The organism is Sphingobium fontiphilum, assembly GCF_014196635.1.
Lineage (GTDB): Bacteria > Pseudomonadota > Alphaproteobacteria > Sphingomonadales > Sphingomonadaceae > Sphingobium > Sphingobium fontiphilum.
Genome location: NZ_JACIEB010000006.1, coordinates 261221 through 281018, shown reverse-complemented (window position 1 = coordinate 281018; position 19798 = coordinate 261221). Strand labels below are relative to the sequence as shown.

Here is a 19798-nt window from a genome sequence, read left to right as displayed (position 1 = left end):
CATGTTGGCAAACCCGACCGGAGCCACCAGCCCTCCGGACCCGGACCAGGCGGAAATCTCTAGACCCGAGCGGTCCAAGGTTGGGTAGCAGTGCACAAACCGGCGGACTCTCGTTATAACCGCGGGACCAGCGGGGGGCAGGTCACTTGGCACAAGCGATTTTCAGCAAGCCCAGCTGAAGCTGGCCGAACTGGTCACAAAGAAGGCGGAACTGAAGAACGTTCCGCCGGTCGAAATGCCGCTGGCGACCGTTTTGATCCGATATTGGGACCGGCACGGTGCGAATGTCGCTTCCCACGACACCCAACGCTTCGCCTTGAAGCTGTGGAACGAGTTTTGGGGTGAGGCAACAGTTGCCGACCTATCTATTCCTCGGCAGCGCGAGTTTAGGACCTGGTTAAAAGCGCGCGATTACAAAAACTCGTATGTCGACAGAATCCTCTCTGTGGGTCGGGCTGCACTAAATCTCGCGTGGAAGTGGGGAGAGATTACCTCACCACCGTTCATCGAGCATGTGTCCGACCGGAGCGATGCCAAGGAGGCATACCGGCTGAAGAAATCCGAAATGCGGCGCTTCCTCTCAGCCGTTCAGGAATGGCCGCACCTCTATACATTTTCCATGCTGATGCTGAACACGCTTGGACGACCGGAAGCAGTTCTGGACCTCGCACCTGCCCAGGTCGATCTGGAATATCGCTCAATCAACCTCAATCCAAAGGGGCGCAAGCAGACCAAAAAGTATCGGCCCACTGTGCCGATCACGGATACGCTAATGCCGTTCGTCTTTGATCGCAAAGTCGTCCGCTTCGTGACCTGGCGCGACAAACCGATCAGAAGCGTCAAGAAGACGTTTGCGAGGGCGGTCAAGAATGCAGGCCTCTCTGCCGACATAACTCCCTACAGCCTTCGCCACACCATGGCCGCCGAACTACGGGGAAGGGGTGTTCCTGCATGGGAAGTTGAAGGCCTGTTGGGACATCGCAGGCCCGGCGTCACGGAAAGCTATGCTGTCTTCTCTCCTGATTATCTGAGCGCGGGGCGGGCGGCTATCGACGGGTATTTCGCGGACCTGGGGATGGAGCTGCCCCGTGTCTCCGCAAACTGCGTGCCAGTTGCGTGCCAGCCGAAGCCATTCACCATCCCACGCACAGAAGTTATGTAAATGATTTCAATCGGAAAAACTGGAGCGGGCGAAGGGATTCGAACCCTCGACCCCAACCTTGGCAAGGTTGTGCTCTACCCCTGAGCTACGCCCGCTCTGGCGGCCGGAGGACGTTCCTCTCGGCGGGTGAGGGGGGCAACTAGCAGCGGTTTTTGCGGTCGGCAAGAGGGGATTTGCAGGAAATGTCATTTCCCCATTCTTTTTGCGTCGAGGGCGGAGCGAGCGGATTTTGTCGCATGGCGGCCGCTGGCTGAAGCAGGGGCGCGCGACTGAGTGAGGCCGCTTTTGCATTCCGGCCCTCCATTCAGCCATATGCAAAGCCCGCCCCTTGCCGCGCGAGGGTGACGCCACCCATATAGCGGGCTATGAAGGGGGCCGGGCGATGGCCGGACACAAACGGGAGACAGGCATTGGCGACGTTGGGATTGAGCGAGAAGGACAGGGCGGCGATTGAGGCGTTTCGCCGCGACGTGGTCGATCCTTCGCGGACCGCGCTCGTCGTCGTCGATTTCTGGGCCGAATGGTGCGGGCCGTGCAAGCAACTGGCCCCGGTGATCGAGAAGGTCTGCGCCGAATATGCGCCCAAGGGCGTCAAGCTGGTGAAGATCAATGTTGACGAAAATCCCTTCATCGCCAGCCAGTTCCAGGTCCAGTCCATCCCCACCGTCTATGCCGTGTTTCAGGGGCAGCCGGTTGCGGACCTGAGCCAGGCGCGCACCGAAGGGCAGCTGAAACAATATCTGGACCAGATATTGGCGCAATTGCCGATTGAATCGGATGAAAAGGCGCAGGCGCAGGAAATCGCGCCGCTGATTGCCATGGGCGAGGAATTGCTGGACGGCGGCGAGGCGGATCGCGCGCTGTCGGTTTTTCAGCAGATCGAGGCGATGGCGCCGGGCAATGCGGATGTCGCATCGGGCATGGTTCGCGCCCTTGTCGCGCTGGGCCAACTGGACGAGGCCGATACGCTGATCGCCGCGCTGCCGCCCGAAGCGGCAAAGGATCAGGCGGTCGAGCGCGCCCGCGCGGCGTTGACGCTGGCGCGCAATGCCCGCCCCGTTGCCGACCTGTCGCCCCTGCTGGCGCGGCTGGAGGCGGATGCCGACGATCATCAGGCGCGGTTTGATCTGGCCGGAGGCCTGATGGCCAATGGCGACCGCGACGGGGCGGCCGACGCGCTGCTGGAAATCGTGCGGCGTGATCGCGGCTGGAACGATGGCGCGGCGCGCGCGGAACTGCTGACCTTGTTCGAGGCGGTCGGGCTGGAAGACCCGTGGGTGTCGGCGACCCGGCGCCGGTTGTCGCAGATATTGTTCGCCTGACGGGCGGCGGAGGTGGCGCGCCTGTCCATCTTTCCCCTGTCGGGCGCGCTGCTGTTGCCCGGCATGATGTTGCCGTTGCACATCTTCGAGCCGCGTTACCGGGCGCTGATGCACGACGCGATGGCGCGCGACCGGCGGATCGGGATGATCCAACCGCGCGGCGACGGGGCCGCACCGCCGCTTTATGACATGGGCTGCGTCGGCCATATCGGCGAGTTCGAGGCGCTGGAGGACGGGCGGTTCAACATCATCCTGACCGGCATCGCCCGTTTTCGCGTGTTGCGCGAACTGGATGTAACGACCCCCTTTCGTCAGGTCGAAGCCGACATTGAGCAGCCGGGCGAGGGCGACGACGATGCGCTGGCCATGGCCGAGCGGGCGGCGCTGGAAATGGAGGCGCGACGTTTCGCGCAGGCGCTGGGCTATGTTGTCGACTGGAATGCGGTTTCGCGGCTGGACGATGCCTCGCTGGTCAACGGCATTGCCCAGATCGCGCCGTTCGACCCGGCCGCCAAGCAGATATTGCTGGAGGCCGACAGCCTGTCCGAACGGGCGGAACGGACGATTCAACTGATGCAGTTTTTCGGTCGCGCCGACCCGGAGGGCGGCGCGACCATGCAATGACCGCCCCTATTTGAAGGCGGCGATGCATTCCACTTCCAGCGGGGCACCCAGCGCGAGGCCATCGGCGCCAAAGGCCGACCGCGCGGGCAGGCGCTTGCCGTCAAAATAGGGGACATAGACGGCGTTGAAGCGCGGCCAGTCGGCCATATCGTCCAGCATCACCGTGCATTTGACGACATGGCCGAAGTCGAGGCCATTGTCGGCCAAAATCTTGCCGATCGAATCCATCGCCCCTTTGACCGCCGCGTCGAACCCTTCCTTGTGCGGGTCCATGCCGGCTGGCGCCTGGCCGATCTGGCCCGACATATAGAGCGTGTCGCCGACCCGGACAGACGGGGAGAAGGGCAGCTTCGCGGGCATCGCCTGCTGCGCCAGGGCGGGCGTGGCCAGGGCGAAGGCGGCGAGCGCGACGGCGATTTTCAGGCTTTTCATGGGGGACAGGCTCCTTTGCGGGTCAGACGTACGGCAGCGCGGCGATCAGTCGGTCGATGTCGCTCTGGTCATTGGAAAATGATAGGTCCACGTGCGCCCTGGCCAGCGGGGCGGCCAGCGGCTCTTTTGACACCGCAAGGTTGCGCATCGCCGCCCCCAAAGCCTCCCGGCGGCTGAGCTTCACGCCATGATCCGCGCGAACGCCGCCTTGAACGCCTGCATTTCCGCCGGCGTGCCAAAGGAGACGCGGACCCAGTCCTCCATATGCTTGCGCGGGCCGCCGATGAAGATTTTCTCCTTCGCCAGCGCGGCGGTGACCTCCGCGCCGGGGCGGCCGACATGAAGCATGGCGAAACTCGCCTGCGAGGGCAGGTAACGCATGCCGCGCGCGTCGGCCCAGGCGAACAGGTCGTCGCGCACCGCCTTGTTATAGGCCTTGCGTTCCGCGAGCAGTCCAGGGTCGAGCAGGCTCGCCTCGGCCGCGACCACGGCGGGCATGGGGGTGATGTTGACGCCATAGGTCGCCATGCCGTCGAGCAAGTCCTTGCGCCCGGCGATGATGCCGCAACGCAGCCCCGCCAGCCCGTAAATCTTGGAGAAGGTGCGGGCAACCAGCACATCGGCGCCCTTCGCCACCAGATCGAGGCAGCTTTGTGCGTCGCTGAAGTGGATATAGGCTTCGTCGATCAGCAGCACCGACCGGGCGGGCTTGTTGGCGAGCAGCCATTCAATGTCGGCGCGCGGCGTGACGAGGCCGGTCGGGTTGTTGGGATTGCACAGATAATAGACGCCCGCATCCGGGGCGGCGGCGAGAAGCGCCTTCACATCCACGGCATAATCGCCCGACAGGGGCACCGCGACGGAGCGGGTGACGCTGTTCGCGCCCTTGCCCACGAAGCCGCTGTCGAAGGTCGGTTCGAAATAGGCGATGGGGCGATCAGCGCTGGAATAGGCGAGCGCCACCGAACGCAGCGGCATGAAGGAGCCGGGGTGGACCTGAACCTGTTCAGGGGTCAGGCCGTTCTGCCGGGCGAACAGGCTTTCCAGTTTGCCCGCAAAGGCCATGCCATAGCGACCCGACAGCTTTTCCAGGCCTGACAGCGTCTCCAGCGCGGCGGGGCAGGGGCCGAGCGGATGTTCGTTGCTGTTGATGAACACGCCGTCGGTGAGCGTGGCCACCATGCCTTTGGGGTCGTCGGGCAAGGCGACCTTGCGCCCGCGCTGGGCGATGGCGGGGACGCCGCCCGCCAGCGCCGCCGCGCCCATGGCGCCGCGGATCAGCGCGCGGCGGGACAGGCGGTCGATCATCTCGCTCATTCCAACTTCCTTCAGGGCTGGGCCAGTTTCCGGACGTCCGCTTCGGTCACGGGCTGCGGATAATCATTGCCGAAATGGGTGCGGACATAGGTGATGGCCGCGCCGACCTGCGCGGGCGTCAGCAACTCGGCAAAGGGCGGCATCGCGCCCTTGCCGTTCATCACCACGCCGACCGGATAGGCGGGATCGGCCAGATTGGCGTCGCTCGCCAGCGAGGGAATCGCGCCATCGCCGCTGCCCCGCGCATCGGCCATGTGACAGGCGGCGCAAATCTGTTCGAACAGCGCCTTGCCTTCCGCCATATTGTTCTTCGCCTGCACGCTGCCCGGCGTGTCGCCCATGGCGGGCGCGGCGAGCAGCGCCAGCAGCGGGAGGGCCAGCAACAGAAGAGCGGGTCGCTCGCTCATGCCGCCGTCACCCGTTCGTGGATCTGGGTGATCGCGTCGATGCCGGAGAGCAGCGATCCTTCCATCCAGCCGCCATAATAGCTGGCATGTTCCCCCGCCAGCACGACGCGGCCGTCCATTTCGACCAGATTCCTGTAATGTTTCTCGCGGTTGGCCTCGCTCCAGCGTGAGGTGCAACCCAGGATCCAGGGCACGCGGCTCCACGGCACCGACACGCCGTTCATATATTCCTTGCGATATTGCGGATGGAACACCTCACCCTGTTTCAGCGCCGCCTCGATCCGTTGTTCGGGCGTCATCGCCGTCAGCTGGAAAGCGCCCAGATCGCGGGCGAACGCGCCCAGCAGCACGGCGGGGCCTTTGGAAAACATGCGGTCATTGGGGTAGGAGAGCTGGGCGATGGCCTGATCGGTGAAGCTGTGCCCGCCATAGATATTGTCGTCTTCTTCCCAGAAGCGACGCTTGAACTCCAGCCCCATCTTGAGCTGCCCGGCATAGGGCACGGCCTTCATCGCGGCGGCTAGTTTCGGCCCGACCTGCATCTCCACCTGGCTGATGATCGACAGCGGGATGGTGCACACGCAATAATCGGCGCTGACGCTCTGCATCTTGCCCGATGGCGCGTCCTTGTAGCTGACGGTGACGCCGTCGCCGCCTTGTGCGACCTTCGTCACCTTGGCGTTATAGGTGATGAGCTTGCCGACCTGTCTGGCGAAGGCCTTGCCGATCATGTCCATGCCGCCGACCGGCTGGAACATCGTCGTCTGCATCACATAGTTGAAGTAGAAGGACATGGCGGTCCACACCTGCGGGTCGAGCACGTCGCTGAGCCCAGCGATCTGCGACGGGGTCGGCGCGCCGTTGCGGCCGCCGCCCGGCGGCTGATCGTAACCGCGTTGCGACGAGACATGGACGCTGGACGTGTAGGCCATGTTATTGTCCAGCAGGCCCCAGTGGCGCAACGCCTCCAGCAGCTTCTCCTTGTCCTCCGCGCTGACGCTCTGGTCCAGCGCGCCCGCGTTCAGCGCCTTGCCCAGCAGTTCGGACGTATGGCCGCGAAAATCGGTGGCGACTTCCTTGTACCGCATCGGCTTGCCGCCAAAGGCGCTGCCGCTATGGATGAAGCCATTATGGTTGAGCTGGATGAACGGCTCCAGCGCGACGCCGAACTGGCGGCAATAATGGAGCAGGCATCTGTGATGGTGCGGGATGCGCCAGGGGCCGGGATTGATGTAATTGCCCGGCGCGAACTGCACCTTCTGCACCGTGCCGTCGCTTTCGGTGAAGCTGTCGCCGCCGCGCAGCGTATAGTTGCGGCCGCCGGGGCGATCCTGAAACTCCAGGATTTTGACCGAATAGCCCGCCTTGGTCAGTTCATAGGCGGCGACCATGCCGGCAAGACCCGCGCCGAGCACAACCACCGAAGCGCCCGGCTTCGCGCCAGTCAGCACCGGCGGTCCGGTAAACTGCGTTTCGGCGGCGTGGCCGAACGCGGTCATCGCCTGATACATGGCGGCCGCGCCGCCCATCCTGCCGATCAGGGTCAGAAGCTGGCGGCGACTGGGCGTGGTCATTTCGGTCATGTGCGTCCCCCTGTTATAGCGCCCGGACGTTTCACATCCGTTCGCTTCGAGCGAAGTCGAGAAGCATCAGCGCCCGGTCTCGACTTCGCTCGACACGAACGGAGGGTTGGTCCTTTTCCGATCAGGGGGCCTTGGCGGCGATCGCCTCGATCTCGACCAGTTGCTGCGGCCGGGCGAGGCCCGCGATCTGGAAGGCCGAGCGCGTCGGCTTATTGGGTTGTTCAGCGGTGCCGAAAAATTTGAGATAAGCGCGCATCATGCCGTCGCGATCCATCTTGCCGCCCAGTTTCGGATCTCCGACCAGAAACACGGTCATCTTCACGACATCGCCCATGCCAAGGCCAAGGTCGGCCAACTGCGCCTTCATTTTGGTGAGGATCGACATGGTCTGCGCCTCGGTATCGCCATAGGCGTCGGGCGTGTCGGTGACCTTGGGGTCGATCGGCGCGCCGGTCGCGCCCGAGAGGAAATAGAGGGTGGCGCCCGCCGCCACGGTGGCGGATGAGGCGATGGGCGATGCGTCGCTCTGTTTGCGAGTGACCTGCGCCTGCGCGGCTGTCGTCATGCCGAGTGCCCAAAGCGCCAAAGTCCATCCCAATGCCGCCTTCATTTCAGCGTCTCCCCGATTGATGGCAAAATGTGAAAAGAAAGGGCCGATCCGTCGCCGGACCGGCCCTCCGTTGCGACCCGTCAGAATTTGAAATCGATACGGGCGTAGTAATAACCTCCGGCGACGCCATATGGGCCGTGGTTATAATAGGCGTTCCATGCGCCTGATCCGTTCTCATATGGCGAGATGCCCGGAGCCGGTGTCACCCCCTTGAGGATATTGGGCACTTCGGGGCGCTTGTCGAACAGATTGTTTGCACCCAGCGAGAAGCTGACGAAGTCGGTGAAGGCGTAGCTTGCTTCCATGTCAGTGATCGCGGCGGCCTTGACGACACCGTTGAAGTAGAGCTGGTTGGCTCCACCGGCAGCGTCGGGAATCAGGAAGCCCCCATCGGGAATGATAATGTTGCCCATTGCATCGCGGGAAGTGAAGCCGGGCCGCACCAGCATGCTGGTCTTGCCATAGAAGGTTTCACGAACATTCAGGCTGAACTTGCCGCTCTTGAACAGGGCGCCGGCGACAACCTTGTAGTCCGGCGTCGAGTCTTCGATATTGCTTTCCGAAGCAGCGTTGAACAGCGGATAGCCGACCTTGTTGTTTGTGATCTTCGTCTTGTTGTAGTTTGCGGTCAGCGAAAGGTTGAGCGTGCCAAAGTCCAGCAACACCGGATAGCTTGCCGACACGTCGATGCCCCAGGTCCGGGTGTCGATGCCGTTGGTGAAGCTTTGCACGCCGACGGTCTGAAGCCCCGTGTCCAGCACGATGCCAGCCGCAGCGAGGGCGTCGAAGATCGCATCCGCGCCGGGCTGCACCACGCCGCCCTGCACGGCGTTGCGCGACGCGGTGGCGGCAATCCGATCCTTGATCTTGATGAGATAGCCGTCGACCGTGATGGCCAGCTTGGGGGCCGGACGCACAACGATGCCAGCCGAGAAGTTCTTCGACTTTTCCGGACCGAGGGGACCGAAGCCGAGCAGCTGCGCGGCGGGCGTGCCAGCCGGAAGCTGCGCCACGGCGCTGGTCGGACCGACGTTGATGGTCGAATATTTCTGTTCGGCCAGAGTCGGCGCGCGGAAGCCGGTGCTTGCCGTGCCGCGGATCGCGAAGGCGTCGCTGAAGTCATAGCGGGTCGTGATCTTGCCGATCAGCGTGTCGCCAAAATCGGTATAGTCTTCATAACGACCGGCAAGGTCGACCGTCCATCCTTCCACCGGCTCCATGATGAAGTTGATATATCCGGCCTTGGAACTGCGGGTGTAGCGCCCAGCGTCCGTCGCCTTGTAGCCGGGGAATGACTGAACGCCGGTCTTGTAGGTCGAATAATAATCGCCCTGGACGATCGCGTACATGTCGCGACGATATTCGCCACCGAAGGCGAAGGTCAGCGGCGACGCCATGCCGACTTCGAATTCCTTGCGGATGTCGCTCGTCACCGTCGTCTGGCTCAGGCGGAAGCCGCCATCATAGGCCTTGTCGGGCGTATTGGGCGAACCGATGCCGTTCAGCGAATCGGCATAGCTTTCCTGCCAGACTTCGCGATGGGCCGAGCGTTCGGTCCAGATTTCATTCTTCTGATAGCCATAGCTGGCGCTGATGTCATAGTTCCAGCCGCCGCCGACTTCGCCCTTGGCGCCGACGGTCAGGCTATATTCGTCCTCGATCACATGCTGCAAGGGAACCATGCCCCACACACCGGTGTCGCCATAGCAAAGCGCGGGATCATAAGCGGACGGTGTGACGCCGCCGCTGCCGACCGTGCCGTCGTCATAGCAGATGCGCTTGGGGTGGCGATAACCCTGGTTGGCCCAGCCTTCACGGCGGGCGACATCGCCGAAGCTGTAGACTTCGACCCCGCCAAAGTCGTAGCCCATGTTGTAGAAGCCGAGCGTAAGGCGCGACTTGGGCTGGCCGCCGTTGATGTTGGCCAGCGCATCGCCCGCCAGATTGGACCATTGGGCCGGTGCGTTGGGCTGAAGCGTGCCATCGGCCTGCGTGACCTGAATCTGGCCCTTGCCGTTGGTGGTATAGTCCTGACGGCGGTGGAACAGGCTCATGTTGAAATAGCCGTCTTCGCCCAGCTTGAAACCCATATTGCCGGAGATGGAGAAGAGTTCGCCTTCACTGTTATAGTGCTGGCCGCCGGTGATCTTGAAGCTGCCGCCCTCGTCCTGATCTTTCAGGATGAAGTTGATGACGCCCGCGATGGCGTCGGTTCCGTAAACGGCGGCCGCGCCTTCTTGAAGCACTTCGACACGCGCGACCGAATCCGGCGGGATGAGGTCGATGCTGGGCGCGGCCGAGCCGGAGAAGGCGCCAAGCACCTGAAGAATGCCGTTACCATGGCGGCGCTTGCCGTTGACCAGGATCAACGTGTGGTTAGGCGAAAGGCCGCGCAGGCGCGCCGACAGCGAGAAGCTCGACATGTCGGTGCCCTGGGTCTGGGCGGTGAAGCTCGGGACGATCTGGGTCAGCACCTGGTTGAGGTTGGGCTGGCCGACACGGCTGATCGCATCGGCGCTCAGCACCTGCACCGGCGCCGCCGATTCCGCCGCCTGCATGCCGACGGCGCGGGTGCCGGTGACGATGATCTCGTTGCCTTCATCCGTTTGCGGTGCAGCATCGACCTGGGCCATGGCGCAGGCCGACCAGGATGAGGCCAGAATGAGAGATAATTTCAGCGCGGTTCGTCCGGACATATTCGCTACCCCTTTGCGATATTATGTTTCGTCGCGGGGTTGAACGAAGCTTGTCCGGAATTCCGCCAGTCCTCGTTGCAAAAAACTGTCACAAAGGCTGCTGCGGCCAGCGATGTTACGCTGCATTTTCCGATATGTTGCCGCTGCGTTGCTGTGGGCGCAATATTCCAGGGGGCGGAGTGGAGGCGCGAGAAAGGGGTCTGGGATCAGTTTTGCGACGCAGCATTTTCGGCGATGCCAGCCGCCGGGGGCCGCCATTGCGGACAGCCCCCGGCCTTGGGTCTTGGTCGATCAGGCGGCCTGCGGAACGGCTTGGGGAAGCGTAGCGACGCCGTGCCGGTGGAACAGCGCCTCCCAGGCCATGGCGTCGCCGCGCCAGTCGCGGTGGGATGGCGTGGTCATGGGCGCAAGCCGGATGCGCGGCGACAATGGGGCGCTGAAGTCGGACGGGTGCATCTGTTCATGCCAGACATGCAATATGTCGAATGGCAGTCCGGGGAATCGGCTGGCCAGCGCATCGTCCAGCGCGTTCAACTCGGCGCTGCATGTCCGGTGCGGATCGAAATGATACGGCCATGCGCGGGCCGGGCGGGCGTCACCGCCGAAACGGACGAACAGGGTCCGCTGCCGATCCGACAATTTCTGTTTCAGCGAGTCCCATTTGTGGAGCAGCTTGGAGCGCGTCCGCGCAAGGGCTTCGTCGGTGATGATGCAGCGCCGGGCGGCGTCGCGTTCGAATTCATGGTGGTAAAGGCAGCCATAGGTCGGGCAGATCGCCGTGTCGCCCTCGGCAAGGGCCGCCAGCGCAAGGCCCTGTCCGTCGTCGCGCAATATGCGGACCAGGGCGGGCAGGGGCGTGACCAGCCAGTCGAAGGGGCCGGTGGCGAGTTCGCCGGTGCATGTCTTGATCTGGCTGGCGACCTGACACCAGGCGCCCAGGCTGACGATATGGGTATAGGACGTATCGGACATCGCTGTGCTCCTCGGAAAGGGCGCGCCGGTCCAGCCCCGGAAAAGGCCATGCCTTCTCAAGGAACAGGGATTGGCGGGTGGGAGAATGCAGCCTGACGTCAGCGCCTCAGCCGCGTCGCCTCATGCGAGGTGGATTTAATCTACTTAAACGATAGACATTAAAATGCAACAGTGTTTGCAGCGGGAACAGCTTTGATCGCGATGAAATGCCGGTCGGTTGCGGCGCGCCGCCGCCGGTCATTGGTTCGGCGCAGGCGGCGACAAGCGCCTATTTTCAGAGCTTGCCGTATTTCGCTTCGAACCCGGCGATGTCGCCATTGGCGAGATAGCGGGCCTGATCGACCCACTGGTCGCGCACCGGGCGGCCCTTGAACGCGCCCAGTTGCGCGTCGACCGCTTCGATGTCTGCGGCGCTCCACGCGGCGATCTGGCTGAAGCGGGTGATGCCCAGTTCGATCAGGCGGGCGTTGAGTTTCGGTCCAACGCCCTTCATGCGGAGCAGGTCGTCGGTTTCCTCTCTGACGGGCGTTGCCATGGCCGTCTGCGCAGCGGGCGCGGGCGCTTGTGGCGCCGTTTCCGCCGGTTCAGGCGCGACCAGAGCGATGGCGGCTGCGATGGGTTCCATCGGCACTGCATTGGCCTCAGCGGCGCTGAGCGGTTGCTCTGTGGGGGGCGCTCCCGCCCCATCGCCGCGGGTGAGCAGAAAAACGACGGCGATGACGATCAGCGCCGCGGCAAGCAGCCACAGGCCATAATCCATCAGAAATTGCTGCATCGCTCGCCTTTCTCTCTTTCAATCCCTTGAATGCGAACCATTTAGGCGCGCCGGCCGCTTCGACAAGCCCGCCGGCTGCGTCACTGCGCTTCGCGCGCGACCTCCCGCCAGCCGATGTCGCGGCGGCAAAAGCCGGTGGGGAATTCGATGGCGTCGACCGCCGCATAGGCCGCCGCCTGCGCCTGGGCCACGCTGTCGCCGCTGGCGGTGACGTTGAGGACGCGTCCGCCATTGGCGACGAGCACGCCGTCCTTCATCGCCGTGCCTGCGTGGAACACCTTGGCCCCCGCGCTTTGCGCCGCCGCGATGTTGGCGATGGCGCCGCCCTTTTCGGGTGTGCCGGGATAGCCGTTTGCGGCCATGACGATGGTCAGCGCGGTCCGATCGGCCAGCGCCACCGGCCCCTGATCGGCCAGCCGCCCCTGCGCGACCGCCAGCAGCAGGTCGACAAGGTCGCCATCGAAACGGCTCATCAGCACCTGGCATTCCGGGTCGCCGAAACGGGCATTATATTCGATCAGCTTCGGGCCGTCCGGCGTCAGCATCAGGCCCGCATAAAGCACGCCCGAATAGGGGATGCCGTCCGCCGCCATGGTGTCGACGGTGGGGCGGATGATCGTTTCGATGACTTCCGCCTCCAGTTCCGGGGTCAGCACCCGCGCCGGGCTATATGCGCCCATGCCGCCGGTGTTGGGGCCGGTGTCGCCATCGCCGACGCGCTTGTGGTCCTGCGCGGAGCCGAAGGGCAGGATCGCGCTGCCATCGGTCAGGGCGAAGAAACTCGCCTCCTCGCCCGTCAGGAACTCCTCGATCACCACTTCCTCGCCCGCCGAACCAAAGGCGCCGGAGAACATTTCGTCGAGGGCCGCCAGCGCCTCTTCGCGGGTCATGGCGATGATGACGCCCTTGCCGGCGGCCAGACCGTCCGCCTTGATGACCACGGGGATAGCAAAGCCTTCGAGCGCGGCGAGAGCATCGGCCTTGGTCCCGGCGCGGACATAGCCTGCTGTCGGGATTTTGGCGCGGGCGCACAAATCCTTGGTAAAGCCCTTCGACCCTTCCAGTTGCGCGGCGGCCTTGCCGGGGCCGAAGGCGGGAATGTCGGCGGCGCGCAGCGTGTCGGCGAGGCCGTCGACCAGCGGCGCTTCCGGCCCGATGACGACCAGGCCGATGGCGTTGGCGCGACAGAATGTCACGACCGCCGCATGATCGGTCGCATCAAGGTCGACCAATGTCGCATGGTCGGCTATGCCCGGATTGCCCGGCGCGGCGAACAGCGCGCCCAGCCGGGGCGATTGCGCCAGTTTCCAAGCCAGCGCATGTTCGCGGCCGCCGCCGCCAAGCAGAAGGATGTTGATGTCGCCCATGTCGCCTGATCTCGATACCGGATTTGATGTGTCGGGCCGCCTGTTAGCGGAGGAAAGGGCGGGGGACAACGCGCCGCCGCTCTCCGTCAGCGAATTGTCGGGCATGTTGAAGCGGACGGTGGAGGATCGTTTCGGCCATGTCCGCCTGCGCGGCGAGATTTCGGGTTTCAAGCGGGCGGCTTCGGGCCATCTCTATCTGGCGCTGAAGGACGACAATGCCGTCATTGACGGGGTGATGTGGAAGGGCGGGGCGCAGCGTCTCGCCTTCGCGCCGCAGGACGGGGTGGAGGTGATCGCCACCGGCAAGCTGACCACTTATCCTGGGCGTTCCAAATATCAGATCGTCATCGACCGCATGGAACTGGCGGGCGAAGGCGCGTTGATGGCGCTGCTCGAAAAGCTGAAGCAGCAACTGGCGGCCGAAGGGCTGTTCGCGCCGGAACGCAAGCGGCCGCTGCCCTTTCTGCCGCGCGTCATCGGCGTGGTGACGTCGCCCACGGGCGCGGTGATCCGCGACATTCTCCACCGGCTGGCGGATCGCTGCCCGACGCAGGTGCTGCTGTGGCCCGTGCTGGTGCAGGGCGAGGGCGCGGCGCAGCAGGTGGCGCGCGCTGTGCGCGGTTTCAGCGCGATGGACGGCGGCGGCCCGATGCCGCGCCCCGATCTGGTGATCGTGGCGCGCGGCGGCGGATCGATCGAGGATCTGTGGGCGTTCAACGAGGAAGCGGTGGTGCGCGCCGTCGCCGATTGTTCCATTCCGATCATTTCGGCGGTGGGGCATGAAACCGATACGACGCTGTGCGATTTCGCCGCCGACCGTCGGGCGCCGACGCCGACCGCCGCCGCCGAAATGGCGGTTCCGGTGCGCGCCGACCTGCTCGCCATGCTGGCCGAACAGGGTTTGCGCATGAGCCGCTCCGTGCGGCGCGGCATCGCCCAGGCGCGCGAGCGGCTGGACATGCAGGCGCGGTTGATGCCCGCGCCCGACATGCTGCTCGCGCCACAGCGCCAGCGGCTGGATGACGCCGGCGCCCGGCTCGACCATGGTTTGCGCCATCGGCTGGCCGCTGCCCGCGCGGCGCTGGCGGACAGTTCTGGGGCGCTGCGCCCGGCGCTGCTCAAGGCGCAGGCGGCGCGTGCGGCCGAGCGGCTGGAGCGGATAGGGTTGCGGCCCGAATTGCTGACCCGGCGGCTGGGAGAATCGCAGGTCGCGCTGGACCGGATGGCGCGGCTGTTCGCTTCGAACGATCCAGACCGGCCCTTGCAGCGGGGCTTTGCGCGAGTGATGGCGGGCGGCCAGCTCGTCCGCACGACCGATGCGGCGCGGGCGGCGGGGCGCGTGGAACTGCGCTTTGCCGATGGCGAAGTGGCGGCCGATGTCGATGGTGCAGGCGCGCCCCTTGAGCGGGGGGCGGGAGAGGATATATCCCGACCGACGAAGATTGCGCGCAAGCCGCGCGCGGAAAAGGAAGGGCGGCAACAGGATCTGTTTTCCTGAACTGCGGCCGAAAGGACGAATGCGATGTTGATGACGAACCGGGGCGGTCCCGCGCGACTCCATTATATGGCCTACAGTTTTCGCGTGTTGCAGCCGGGCGACCATGTGCTGTGCTCGGTGACGGGCAAGGCGATCGCGCTGGAGGATCTGCGTTACTGGAGCATCGCCCGGCAGGAGCCCTATGCCGACGCCGCCGCTTCGGCGAAAGCCCAGTTGCCCGGAGCCGGGGCATAATCCGGCTGGCGCTGCCCTTAGCGGCCATGATGCTGGTCGCCGCTGCGCCTGCGCTCGAAATCCCGCTCTCCGGCGCGCTCAGCCAGGGCGGCGCGGCGACAGGTTCCGCGCCCAAGGGGACGGCCAGCCTGACACTGGACGGCAAGTCGGTGCCGGTCGCCGCCGATGGCCGCTTTCTGATCGCCTTCGACCGGGATGCTGGGCCGGACGCAAGGCTGGTCGCGCGCCTTGCCGATGGCCGCACGGTGGAACGGGCGATAAAGGTCGCGCCGCGCGACTGGCGGATCGAGCGGATCAATGCGCCACTGCGTCCCGTGAAAAGCAGCGAGGCGTTTCTGGACCTTCGTCGACCCGAACTGGCGCGGATCGCGGCGGCTCGAGGGAAGGTCACGGACGCAGCGGGCTGGCGGCAGACATTCATCTGGCCGCGCCAGGGGCGCATTTCCGGCCTGTTCGGTTCGCAGCGCATCTATCAGGGGCAGCCGGGCGCCTATCATGGCGGGGTCGATGTCGCCGGGGCCACGGGCGATCCGGTTGTCGCGCCCGCCGACGGCGTCGTCATCCTGGCGGCGGACAAGCCCTTCACGCTGGAGGGGCATTTGCTGATGGTCGACCATGGCATGGGCCTCAACAGCGCCTTCCTCCATCTGTCGCGCATCGACGTGAAGGAGGGCGACCATGTGAGTCAGGGACAGGTGATCGGCGCCATCGGCGCGACCGGGCGAGCCACCGGACCGCACCTGCACTGGGGCATGAAGTGGAACGACGCGCGCATCGACCCGATGCTGGTCGCGGGGGCGATGGCGGCGGGATGAAGTTTAACTGATCCGCTTCATCCGAACCGGCCGGCCACCCGCAATCTTGCCCCTGAAACCGCCCATCGCCCCCCGGCGGATTTCGATCATCTGGCCCACCTCGGGTTCCCGGCCTGTTATCGCTTCAGTCGTGGCCCATTGTGCATCGTCGAGTCCGATCTGCCACTTGCCATAGCCCAGGTGGCGGAGCGACACGATCTTCTCCTCGATGTGGCTGACCCCCTCTTCCTCGCGCGCTTCATCCCGGTCGCCATCGCTGTCCCCCAGGAAGGGCAGCTTCGGGAAGGAAAAGCCGAACAGCGTCTTGCGTGTCTTTTTGAGTTCGCTCTTGTCGAGCACCACCACCTCATCGCGTTGCGCGGCGGCCTCGATCGCGCCGACCTGCCGGTCGAAACAGGCGAGGCGCTGGGAATCATCGGCTATCGACCGACAATTCAGGAGGTTGGTGAATATCTCCGGGCGCGGCTGCTGCTTGCCGGGCGCGGCCTGCGCCTGCGCGGCCAAAAGGCAGATCGACATCGCCGCTGCTGCTTCCATCCATGTTTTCATGCTTCGCCTCTGCCAACATTCGATCTCATGCCATCACCATGCACCGGCCAACGTGAACGTCAATGTCGTGCATGAACAGGCGATGAAGCCATGCCGCCGCCATATTTGATCGACACTGCGATAGGTGTGGCATTAATACTGCAACACCTCCAGCATCGGCGAAATTTTCTTGCTATATAGGGAGTCTTCACGCCTAGCATAGCCTTGTTGCATTTATGATACAGGCCCATCCAAAAGCGGTAAACCGCACTCTCGACCGCTTTACAACAGCCGGTCTCCCCGCGCAGTTTCATCGCCATCCATATGAGGGGATCGCTGTCGGGCACCAAAATCCCCCCATAGGTACAAAGAAATGGCGGGCTCTCCGCCAAACTCCAGAGCAAGGGACTGGACCGTGAAAACATTCTCCAAAAGGGCGCTTCTGCGCGCCGGCGTCGCACCGGCCATTCTGGGCGCGTCGCTGATCGCTTCGGCTGCAACCGCGCAAGACACCCCGCAGGGCGCAGATGCATCGGAAAGCGAAGCCATCATCGTTACAGGATCGCGCATCGTTTCGCCGAACGCGACCTCGGTCGCGCCGGTTCAGGTGATCGGCGCCGCCCAGATCGAAAATTCGGGTGTCCCCAACCTGCAGGACATTCTTCTTAAGAATCCCACTTTTGGTGCGCCGACTTTCAGCCGCACCAACACCGGCTTCGCCACCAGCGGCGCTGGCGCGGCGACGGTGGACCTGCGCAACCTGGGCATTGATCGCACGCTTGTTCTGATCAATGGCCGTCGCGTGGTTTCGGGCATTCCCGGCAGCCCCGCTGTCGATCTCAACACCATTCCCGCCCAGTTCATCGAACGCGTTGACGTGGTGACTGGCGGCACTTCGGCCGTTTATGGTTCGGACGCGGTCGCAGGCGTGGTCAACATCATCTACAAGAGCGATTTCCAGGGCGTGGAAGTCGGCGGTCAATATGGCCTGACGAGTCGCGGTGATGGCGCCGAAAAGCAGCTCAACATGACGCTGGGCGGCAATTTCGGCGATAACCGCGGCAATGTGATGCTGTATCTCGGCTACACCAAGCAGGAGCGCATCTTCACCAAGGACCGCAGCACCGAAGCAGGGTCGATGGCGATTGACGAGGAAAGCCTCGGCGCAGCCGTTACCGGCGCGGATGAGGATCTGTTCACGCCGATCCGTCCCTTCTATTCGGGCTTTAACCCGCGTGGCCGTTATTATTCGGACAACTATGTCTGGACCTATGATCGCAACACTGGCGCTCTGCGCCCCTGCGCTTCCACCAACGGCAGCACAAACCCGTCGGCCGTCGCAGCGTGCGGACTGGCCCCTGGATCGACCATCGGCCCGGACGGTTTCAATCGTTCCGACTTCCGCGTCTTCGCGGTGCCGGTCGAACGCTATCTCGCGGCCTTCAAGGGCAATTACGAGGTATCGGACAGCGCGAACTTCTTCATGGAGGGGACCTACGCATCGACCAGTTCTGCAACCAACATTGAGCCCTTCCCGTTCGACTCCACCTACATCACCGAAACCGGTCAGGTGCCGATTGAAACGCTCGTGGGCGGAACTGTGGTTCGTAACCCGTTCGTGCCGACTGCAATCTTTAATGATGCGTCGGATACCGATGGCGACGGCCTGCGCGATATCTTCTTCGACAAGCGGCTTGCCGATCTCGGGCCGCGTACCAGCAAGGTTGATCGTGACACCTTCCGCCTTGTCGTGGGCGTGAACGGCAGTATCGGCGGCACATGGCGCTATGAAGCGTCCTATGTCTTCGGCCAGACGAAGGAAGCGCAGTCAGGCACGGGTCAGGTGAATGTCCTGAACTTCCGCAATGCGCTCAATGCCATTGTCGATACAACCGACCTGAATGGCAACGGAAACACAACCGAGATCATCTGCGCTGATGCCACTGCACGGGCGCAGGGCTGTGTTCCCGCCAACATCTTCGGGGCGAATTCACTCGCGCCTGCGGCTGCATATCTGGCCGCGCCTTCCAGCCTGACGACGAAGATCCAGCAATCGGTCGCGTCTGCCGGCGTGACTGGCGAACTTTTCTCGCTGGGCCTGGGGGCCGATCCCATTTCGATCGCGGCGGGCGCCGAATATCGCCGGGAATTCTCCAGCAGCGAGTTCGACGCGCTGACGCAGGCTGGTCTTAACGCGGGCAACGCCTTGCCGCCGACCAAGGGGCGCTTCCATGTTTGGGAAGGCTATGTCGAAGCGATCGTTCCCATCCTGGCCGATCAGCCCTTCTTCAAGACTCTGAATGCCCGCGGCGCCATCCGTGTCTCGAAATATTCGACGGTCGGCAAGACTTTCAGCTATAACTATGGTCTGGAATGGGCCCCCGTCGAGGACATTCGTTTCCGCGCGACCCGTGCCCAATCAACGCGCGCGCCGAACATCTCGGAACTTTATTCGCCGCTATTGCAGGACTTCCCGAGTGGTTTGCAGGATCCATGCGCTGGCATCACCGCATCGGGTGGCGGTGCTCTCGGTGACAATTGCCGCGCGGCCCCAGGCGTTCTCGCCAACATCGCGGCCAATGGCGCCTTCACGGTTTCTCAGGCAGACCTTCAGGGCATCACCAGCTATGCAGGCGGCAATCTCAATCTGGGCGAGGAAAAGGGCAAGTCCTGGACCGTGGGCGTGGTCATCAATCCCCGGTCGATTGATGCTCTCCGCAATCTGACACTGAGCGTCGACTGGTTCGATATCAAGGTGACAGACGCAATCGTCTCGACTCCGCTGCAATTCATCCTCGATCAATGCTACGGTCAGGGTGAGCAGGACTTCTGCGACTTCATCGTACGTCGCGCCACTCCGGAAGGCGCCAACAGTGCGGGCTCGCTGGATGAGGTGAACAGCGGCGCATCGAACAGTGGCGGTCTTCGCACCAGCGGCATCGACGTGTCTCTTGCCTATCAGCAGAATCTCGACAGTTGGGGCCTTGCCGGTACGCTTGGCCTGAACGTGGCCTACACCCATCTGCTGAAGGGCTATGTCATCCCGCTCCCTGGCTCCGATAAGGACTATTTCGCCGGCGAAGTGGGGGCATCCAAGGATCGGTTCACGGCGAACCTCAATTACGCGATCGGTTCGCTGGGCGTGACTTTCACCGGAACTTATATCGGTAAGGCCAGTCTGGATGATCAGCTCACCGGCGCCAAGCCGGGGACCAACAAGTTCTACGAGGTTGGTTCGCAGTTCTATCTCGACACCCAGGTCCGTTATTCGGTCGGCGACAATTATGAATTCTATGTCGGCGCCGACAATCTGCTGGACAACAAGGCGCCGTTCATTCCCGGCACTTTGGGCGGCGACGCGGGCATCAGCACCCTGTCGGGCGTCTATGACGTGATTGGCCGGAAGTTCTACGCTGGCGCCAAGCTGAAGTTCTGAGCTTCAGCAGGAACCTGAAA

Annotated in this window: 18 protein-coding genes and 1 tRNA gene; 7 read left to right on the top strand and 12 right to left on the bottom strand. The window is 63.7% G+C overall.

All coding sequences use genetic code 11. The features are described 5' to 3' along the window. The first annotated feature begins 235 nt into the window (after nt 1-235). A complete protein-coding gene (locus GGR44_RS13770; RefSeq protein WP_183956100.1) occupies nt 236-1162 on the top strand; it encodes a tyrosine-type recombinase/integrase in 927 nt (308 codons plus the stop codon). 20 nt (nt 1163-1182) lie between these two features. On the opposite strand, the gene GGR44_RS13765 is transcribed toward GGR44_RS13770, so the two are convergent. Beyond that, nucleotides 1183-1257: transfer RNA gene (locus tag GGR44_RS13765), tRNA-Gly, on the bottom strand. A 315-nt stretch (nt 1258-1572) separates the two neighbouring features. Between GGR44_RS13765 and GGR44_RS13760 the strand changes: the two genes are divergently transcribed. Both GGR44_RS13760 and GGR44_RS13755 read left to right on the top strand, forming a co-directional pair. Then, nucleotides 1573-2484: a tetratricopeptide repeat protein gene (locus tag GGR44_RS13760; RefSeq protein WP_183956099.1), complete on the top strand. Its 912-nt coding sequence runs from the start codon at nt 1573-1575 to the stop codon at nt 2482-2484. A 12-nt stretch (nt 2485-2496) separates the two neighbouring features. Next, nucleotides 2497-3108, top strand: a complete 612-nt coding sequence (locus GGR44_RS13755) for an LON peptidase substrate-binding domain-containing protein (RefSeq protein ID WP_183956098.1) — start codon at nt 2497-2499, stop codon at nt 3106-3108. A 6-nt stretch (nt 3109-3114) separates the two neighbouring features. Here GGR44_RS13755 and GGR44_RS13750 read toward each other — a convergent pair whose 3' ends face one another. The 10 genes from GGR44_RS13750 to purD all read right to left on the bottom strand — a co-directional run bounded on the left by GGR44_RS13750 (nt 3115) and on the right by purD (nt 13258). Continuing rightward, on the bottom strand, nt 3115-3540 hold the full coding sequence (locus tag GGR44_RS13750; RefSeq protein ID WP_183956097.1) for a RidA family protein: 426 nt from the start codon (nt 3538-3540) through the stop codon (nt 3115-3117). Between the two features lie 22 nt (nt 3541-3562). Further along, nucleotides 3563-3724 carry a hypothetical protein gene (locus GGR44_RS13745; RefSeq protein WP_183956096.1) on the bottom strand — a complete coding sequence of 54 codons (162 nt, stop codon included), beginning with the start codon at nt 3722-3724 and terminating at the stop codon, nt 3563-3565. Beyond that, the gene (locus tag GGR44_RS13740) at nt 3721-4857 is read right to left on the bottom strand and encodes an aminotransferase class I/II-fold pyridoxal phosphate-dependent enzyme (protein ID WP_183956095.1); all 1137 of its coding nucleotides are present in this window, start codon (nt 4855-4857) and stop codon (nt 3721-3723) included. The genes GGR44_RS13745 and GGR44_RS13740 overlap by 4 nt, the downstream gene beginning before the upstream one ends. 11 nt (nt 4858-4868) lie before the next feature. Next, nucleotides 4869-5264 carry a c-type cytochrome gene (locus tag GGR44_RS13735; RefSeq protein ID WP_183956094.1) on the bottom strand — a complete coding sequence of 132 codons (396 nt, stop codon included), beginning with the start codon at nt 5262-5264 and terminating at the stop codon, nt 4869-4871. Then, nucleotides 5261-6847 (bottom strand): flavin monoamine oxidase family protein, encoded by a 1587-nt coding sequence (locus GGR44_RS13730; RefSeq protein WP_183956093.1) that lies wholly within the window; start codon nt 6845-6847, stop codon nt 5261-5263. Before GGR44_RS13730 ends, GGR44_RS13735 begins: the two co-directional genes overlap by 4 nt. A 121-nt stretch (nt 6848-6968) precedes the next feature. After that, nucleotides 6969-7457: a RidA family protein gene (locus tag GGR44_RS13725; protein ID WP_183956092.1), complete on the bottom strand. Its 489-nt coding sequence runs from the start codon at nt 7455-7457 to the stop codon at nt 6969-6971. A gap of 80 nt (nt 7458-7537) precedes the next feature. Next, the gene (locus GGR44_RS13720; RefSeq protein ID WP_183956091.1) at nt 7538-10153 is read right to left on the bottom strand and encodes a TonB-dependent receptor plug domain-containing protein; all 2616 of its coding nucleotides are present in this window, start codon (nt 10151-10153) and stop codon (nt 7538-7540) included. Between the two features lie 291 nt (nt 10154-10444). Then, complete coding sequence (locus GGR44_RS13715; RefSeq protein WP_183956090.1) at nt 10445-11125, bottom strand: DUF1796 family putative cysteine peptidase; 681 nt, start codon at nt 11123-11125, stop codon at nt 10445-10447. A gap of 274 nt (nt 11126-11399) precedes the next feature. Continuing rightward, nucleotides 11400-11900 (bottom strand): hypothetical protein, encoded by a 501-nt coding sequence (locus tag GGR44_RS13710; protein WP_183956089.1) that lies wholly within the window; start codon nt 11898-11900, stop codon nt 11400-11402. 80 nt (nt 11901-11980) lie between these two features. Beyond that, nucleotides 11981-13258, bottom strand: coding sequence for a phosphoribosylamine--glycine ligase (gene purD, locus GGR44_RS13705; protein WP_183956134.1), 1278 nt, complete (start codon nt 13256-13258; stop codon nt 11981-11983). 7 nt (nt 13259-13265) lie between these two features. Here purD and xseA point away from each other — a divergent pair, with 7 nt between their 5' ends. From xseA to GGR44_RS13690, 3 genes are read left to right on the top strand one after another with little or no spacing between them, the layout of a single operon-like run. After that, entirely contained in the window at nt 13266-14765 is a 1500-nt protein-coding gene (gene xseA, locus GGR44_RS13700; RefSeq protein ID WP_183956133.1) for an exodeoxyribonuclease VII large subunit, read from the top strand. 24 nt (nt 14766-14789) lie between these two features. Further along, entirely contained in the window at nt 14790-14999 is a 210-nt protein-coding gene (locus GGR44_RS13695) for a DUF2093 domain-containing protein (RefSeq protein WP_183956088.1), read from the top strand. A gap of 26 nt (nt 15000-15025) precedes the next feature. Beyond that, entirely contained in the window at nt 15026-15814 is a 789-nt protein-coding gene (locus GGR44_RS13690; protein WP_183956087.1) for a M23 family metallopeptidase, read from the top strand. Between the two features lie 3 nt (nt 15815-15817). Here the strand turns inward: GGR44_RS13690 and GGR44_RS13685 are convergent, their stop codons facing one another. Then, nucleotides 15818-16363, bottom strand: coding sequence for a hypothetical protein (locus tag GGR44_RS13685; protein WP_246344658.1), 546 nt, complete (start codon nt 16361-16363; stop codon nt 15818-15820). 394 nt (nt 16364-16757) lie between these two features. On the opposite strand from GGR44_RS13685, the gene GGR44_RS13680 reads away from it, so the two are divergent. Further along, nucleotides 16758-19778, top strand: a complete 3021-nt coding sequence (locus tag GGR44_RS13680) for a TonB-dependent receptor domain-containing protein (protein WP_221214377.1) — start codon at nt 16758-16760, stop codon at nt 19776-19778. The last annotated feature ends 20 nt before the right edge of the window (nt 19779-19798 follow it).